General features: G+C 38.4%; 5 protein-coding genes. 4 read left to right on the top strand and 1 reads right to left on the bottom strand.

From position 1 onward, the window contains the following. Both ACO1O5_RS22295 and ACO1O5_RS22290 read left to right on the top strand, forming a co-directional pair. The coding region (locus ACO1O5_RS22295) for a TMEM175 family protein (protein ID WP_486274238.1) at positions 1–656 on the top strand (656 nt) is incomplete at its 5' end. A 320-nt stretch (positions 657–976) separates the two neighbouring features. Next, on the top strand, positions 977–1,561 hold the full coding sequence (locus tag ACO1O5_RS22290; RefSeq protein ID WP_486274236.1) for a DUF1572 domain-containing protein: 585 nt from the start codon (positions 977–979) through the stop codon (positions 1,559–1,561). Positions 1,562–1,656: 95 nt separating this feature from the next. On the opposite strand, the gene ACO1O5_RS22285 is transcribed toward ACO1O5_RS22290, so the two are convergent. After that, positions 1,657–1,929, bottom strand: coding sequence for a hypothetical protein (locus ACO1O5_RS22285; RefSeq protein WP_486274234.1), 273 nt, complete (start codon positions 1,927–1,929; stop codon positions 1,657–1,659). A 249-nt stretch (positions 1,930–2,178) separates the two neighbouring features. On the opposite strand from ACO1O5_RS22285, the gene ACO1O5_RS22280 reads away from it, so the two are divergent. Together ACO1O5_RS22280 and ACO1O5_RS22275 are read left to right on the top strand one after the other, a co-directional pair. Beyond that, on the top strand, positions 2,179–3,681 hold the full coding sequence (locus tag ACO1O5_RS22280; RefSeq protein ID WP_486274232.1) for a hypothetical protein: 1,503 nt from the start codon (positions 2,179–2,181) through the stop codon (positions 3,679–3,681). Between the two features lie 240 nt (positions 3,682–3,921). Continuing rightward, positions 3,922–4,851 (top strand): ROK family protein, encoded by a 930-nt coding sequence (locus tag ACO1O5_RS22275; RefSeq protein ID WP_486274231.1) that lies wholly within the window; start codon positions 3,922–3,924, stop codon positions 4,849–4,851. Positions 4,852–4,950: the final 99 nt, after the last annotated feature.

Raw genomic sequence — 4,950 nt, 5'->3', positions numbered from 1 at the left:
GTGGTATTTTAAAATTTATACGTCTTTGTTATAATAACATAATGACAGAAAACAAATCACTTGCCAGGCTTGAGACATTTAGTGACGGAGTATTCGCTATCGCCATCACCCTTTTAATCCTGGAAATAAAGGTGCCACCTGGTGATTCCGTTCATTCGGTAAAAGACCTGGTAAATGGCCTTGTTCATTTGTGGCCATCCTATTTTGCTTTCTTATATTCTTTTGGCGGTATACTCATTCAGTGGATTCTACATCACAACACGTTTCTCCACATGAATAAAACATCACGTCCCTTTTTATATACAAATGGGTTTCTACTGCTCACCATTGTGTTTTTTCCATTTCCCACGGCCCTCCTCGCAGAATATATAAACACAGCGTATGCTATGCCGGCTATTGTATTTTATGGCTTGTCATGCGTTGTTAATGCGCTGGCGTGGTTTTTATTTATTCGCTCCGTTAGTAAACCTAAGCGGTTACTAAATGATGCATTTTCCGCCGAAGAGTATAATAAATTAAAAACAAGTAACCGCTTTGCATTTATTATCTACGCGTCTACAACCGTGCTGGCGATTTGGTTCCCTTACACGGCACTCATTATTAATGTTGCTTTATGGGTGCTCTGGATTTATTTAACACTAATTGAAAAAGAATAAAATATTTAAGAGAACATGAACCAAAACCATTGACGGTAAACAGAGTGTAGTTACCATTTAGTCTAAACATATAGAAAAGAAGCCCGGCGCAGTGTTGACAAGGTGTTGGAGGCAAGCAATCATGTGCCTGAATACGACAAATTATCATCTTTTGTAATGCTTTTAGCGGCAGTCGACGCAGACTTTCAATATTCATCTTTTGTATATAACTTCATTAATAATTTTTCATCCCAATGGATATTGGGATAACTAACGGTATTGGATATACGATATAAAATTCCACCTCAGCGGCAAGCGCTGCCATTAAGTTATTATAACAAATGAACACAATTATGTTAAACGACTATCTAGACAGTGTGAAAAAGCAATTCGAGTATTACAAAATGCTTGGCGAAAAAACATTTTCACAAATTCAAGACGAAAAACTATTCTGGCAATTTAACGACAACAGCAATAGTATTGCGATAATCGTAAAACACCTTTGGGGAAATATGCTGTCAAGATGGACTGATTTTTTGACAACAGATGGAGAGAAAGAATGGAGAAACCGGGATGCAGAATTTGAAAACGATATTTCCACCCGGCAAGAACTTGAAGACAAATGGGAAGAAGGCTGGAAATGTTTATTTAACGCATTGAATAGGTTGACAACAGATGACCTGCAAAAAGAAATCTACATTCGTAACCAGGGACACACCGTTACAGAAGCCATTAACAGGCAACTAGCGCATTACCCTTATCACGTTGGACAAATTGTATTTATTGGGAAAATGGCAACAGATAACAATTGGAAATCATTGTCAATTCCAAAGGGCCAATCAAACTCTTTCAACGCAGAAAAATTTTCAAAACCTAAACAAAAGGGACATTTTACAGATGAGTATCTAAACAAAAAGAAAGAATAACCTGGCCCTTATTGGTGTTTTCGCAGAACATAGTGGCCGTTAGTGTTCGTGCGGACGGTTTTGCCGCAAAGCGATCACCAACAACTTTTAGAGAGTTATGATCCGATGGCCATCGGATTAAAGAAAGCCGGACTTTCATTACTTTGAATATCTTGCAACAACAAAATTTCTATAGTATTTTTAAATTTTAGATGAACTAACGGTACAGCTTCGGTAATTCTAATGCCTGTTCTTCGCCGGGCCGTATTGTTGCCTGCCTCTTCCAAACTATGACAGATAAATTCATTCATAAATTGCTGACTTATTGTATTGCTATAACCTGGCTTGCAAATGGGGTTGGGTATCTTTTGGACTTTAAGGATGGCCATCCAGTTTTTTGATTATTCCCCGGAACTACGGAAAAGCAAGAATTTCGAAACGGCAGTTCATATTTTATTCATCTTTTTGTGGACGTATTTAAGCTTCATATTTTGGAAGATTGCTTTTACATAAAGGAGACGGAAGAACCTCATTTTCTGCGCTGGCAGCTTTTTCAAATACCAACTGGTCTTATAAATGCGTGAGTATTGTTAATCTAAAATAGAGCATTAAATGTTTTAATCTTGTACCGAAACACTATGAGAAATATCTTCATTTTTATCATTGCCTGTTTATCCTGTTTATCATCAATAGCGCAGGAAATAACCTACAGCAAACCTGAGCGTGACGATCTTCTTTTTGCCGCTGCAACCAGCGTTCCGTTTGGGATAATGAAAGGTTTAACTATAATTGGAAAATTAAACGATAATCTTTTAGTTTATAAAAATATCCGCTATAAACATTTGATAACTGTTTATGATAACCAGATGAAATTAAAAGGCAATGCAAGTCTTGATTTTTTGCCTTCAAATATTCGTTCTGTTGATTTTGTTGCTTGTGCTGATCGTGTTTATGTAATCTACCAATTTCAAAAAAGAAATGTTTTTTATTGCATGGCGGCTGCCATAAACGAAAATGGGAAAACCATACAAGGACCTTTTCAACTTGATACAACCCATATTAAGTTTAGTGCCGATATTGAACTTTATCATATAACCAGCAGCGAAGACAAATCAAAAATAATGATTTACAAACTTTATAAAGGAGATGTCTTTACCGGGAATGGTTTATATGATTTTACGACGTTGCTTTTTAATGACAGCCTTCAATTAATTCACAAATCACAAATACCAAGCGTATTCGAAAATGAAAATGATCTCTTCAGCGATTTCCTGGTTGATAACGATGGAAACTTTGTTTTTACGAAAGGAAGCAAGTTAGATCCTATTGATATTTACAACGGATTAATACTGGTGACGAAGGAACCCATGGAGGACAATTTCAAGATGCATGTGTTAAATCTCTCTGGTAACTTATTGGACAGGGTAGACCTGCGGATAGATAATGTAAACCAGCGATACCTCGTAAATGCTTTGTATTTTAAAAAAAGGAATGGGCATAAAGAAGGGCCGTATACAGCTATCTGGAACAAGAAAACGAATTCATTGCTTGTAAACACCTTTTTTTCATTTGCCGATGCCGCAGCAGATAAAACTGAATCTCAAAGCACGGCGGCAAATAGCCTGGATGGTTTTTATTTGAGAGATGTTGTTTTAACGAAAGATGGGGGATTTATTGTGGCAGCAGAAGACCTGGCGACGCCGGCTGCATATATCCTTCCATGGTACCTGCATGATGACCCTATTTTGTTTTCTTCTTCGTATATATTTTCAAGTTTTAAAATTCCTGGAAGTGCCTATTGTAAGAATGTGATCATATTTTATTTTGATAATATGGCACATCTTCGCTGGACCAACGAGATAGTTAAATCCCAATATGCCGGTGTTACCTTTCAGTCATTTGCCGTAATAAATACCGGCAGCAAAATTCATTTTCTGTATAACGAATATGAAAGGCAAACTGAGATCATGAATGAACAAACGCTTACGGGTAATGGAGAACTATCAAGCAAGATTCCGCTAAGAAATCTTGATTTTAATTACCAGTTGATTTCTTTGTATGGTAAGCAAGTAAGCGCCCACGAAATGGTTTTCCCTTGCAGGTATCGAAATTATGCTTGCTTTGCAAAGGTTTCATATTGACAAAGCGCACTGCGACGCCTAAACCGGGTTTGCCAATCTTTCAAAATGAATTTGAGCGCTGCATAAAAAGTTGATTTCAGGAAGAGCCTTCTTGCTAACGATGACCACTACACGAAGCGGCGTTGGCGACAAATTCAAGTGATACTTGATATCAATTGATTAGTCATACAAAAAATTATTTCATCCGCGCCCAACACTTTACTCCTTTTCTGCTTACCTTGATCATTCAATTATATATGTATGCCTGTAATTGCACTGGACCTTGGCGGAACGAAGCTAGCCGCCGCTCTATTGAGTGATAACGGTGATATTATATTTACTGAAACACAGCGGTTGCAAAAAAGGGAAGGGCACGAAGTGGGTGACCTGGTTTTACAACAAGCGAACCAGTTATTGACAAAAGCAAAGGAGAAGAATTTGACTGTTTCTTCTTTGGGTATATGCGTTCCCGGAATCAGCTATTCAAAAACCAAACGGGTATGGGCGCCAAATATTCCGGCATGGGATGATTATCCCTTGTTTGATGAATTGCAAAACGGTTTGGACGATAAGAATCTGAAAATAAAAGTTGATAGTGATCGTGCATGTTCTATTCTTGGCGAAGTGTGGAAGGGGAGCGCCCGCGGATGCAGTGATGCAATTTTTCTTTCTGTGGGAACAGGAATAGGCGCAGGCATTCTTGTGAATAACGAGGTGTTACGTGGCGCCGATGATATTGCAGGCGCTGTAGGCTGGATGGCTTTGGAAAAGCCTTTCGATACAAAATTTATTCGCTGCGGATGTTTTGAATATGGCGCTTCAGGAGAAGGTATTGTAAGAGTTACAAAAGAATGGCTGAAAAATGGCTTCAATAAAAGTGTATTGGCTGAAAGGAATATGGATGTGCTCACTGCCGTTGATGTTTTTGATGCTTATGAAACGGAGGATGAGTTGGCCGTGAAAGTCATTAATAATGCAATAGAGTATTGGGGTATGGCAACGGCTAACCTGGTAAGTATATTTAATCCTGAAAAAATAATTTTCGGCGGAGGGGTGTTTGGACCGGCGTTGCGGTTTTTGGATTCCATTTATGAAGAGGCCAGAAAATTGGCACAGCCCATAAGCATGTTACAGGTAACATTAGAAGGCTCCGCACTTCGGAGCCAGGCGGGGCTTTACGGTGCCGGGTAGCTTGCCTTGAAAGATTAAATATTTATAATTAAAAAATGTATCAACGCACCAAAGTTTTTGCAGCGGCCTGTATTGCCATGTTATTATTCGGGATACTGT

Source organism: Ginsengibacter sp. (genome assembly GCF_057362405.1).
This window is presented reverse-complemented; position numbering and strand designations above follow the sequence as displayed.

Bases quoted from the DNA above. Each gene is read 5' to 3' on its own strand.
- ACO1O5_RS22280 (WP_486274232.1), top strand. From the start codon at position 2,179: ATGAGAAATATCTTCATTTTTATCATTGCCTGTTTATCCTGTTTATCA.
- ACO1O5_RS22285 (WP_486274234.1), bottom strand. From the start codon at position 1,929: ATGGCCATCCTTAAAGTCCAAAAGATACCCAACCCCATTTGCAAGCCA.
- ACO1O5_RS22290 (WP_486274236.1), top strand. From the start codon at position 977: ATGAACACAATTATGTTAAACGACTATCTAGACAGTGTGAAAAAGCAA.
- ACO1O5_RS22275 (WP_486274231.1), top strand. From the start codon at position 3,922: ATGCCTGTAATTGCACTGGACCTTGGCGGAACGAAGCTAGCCGCCGCT.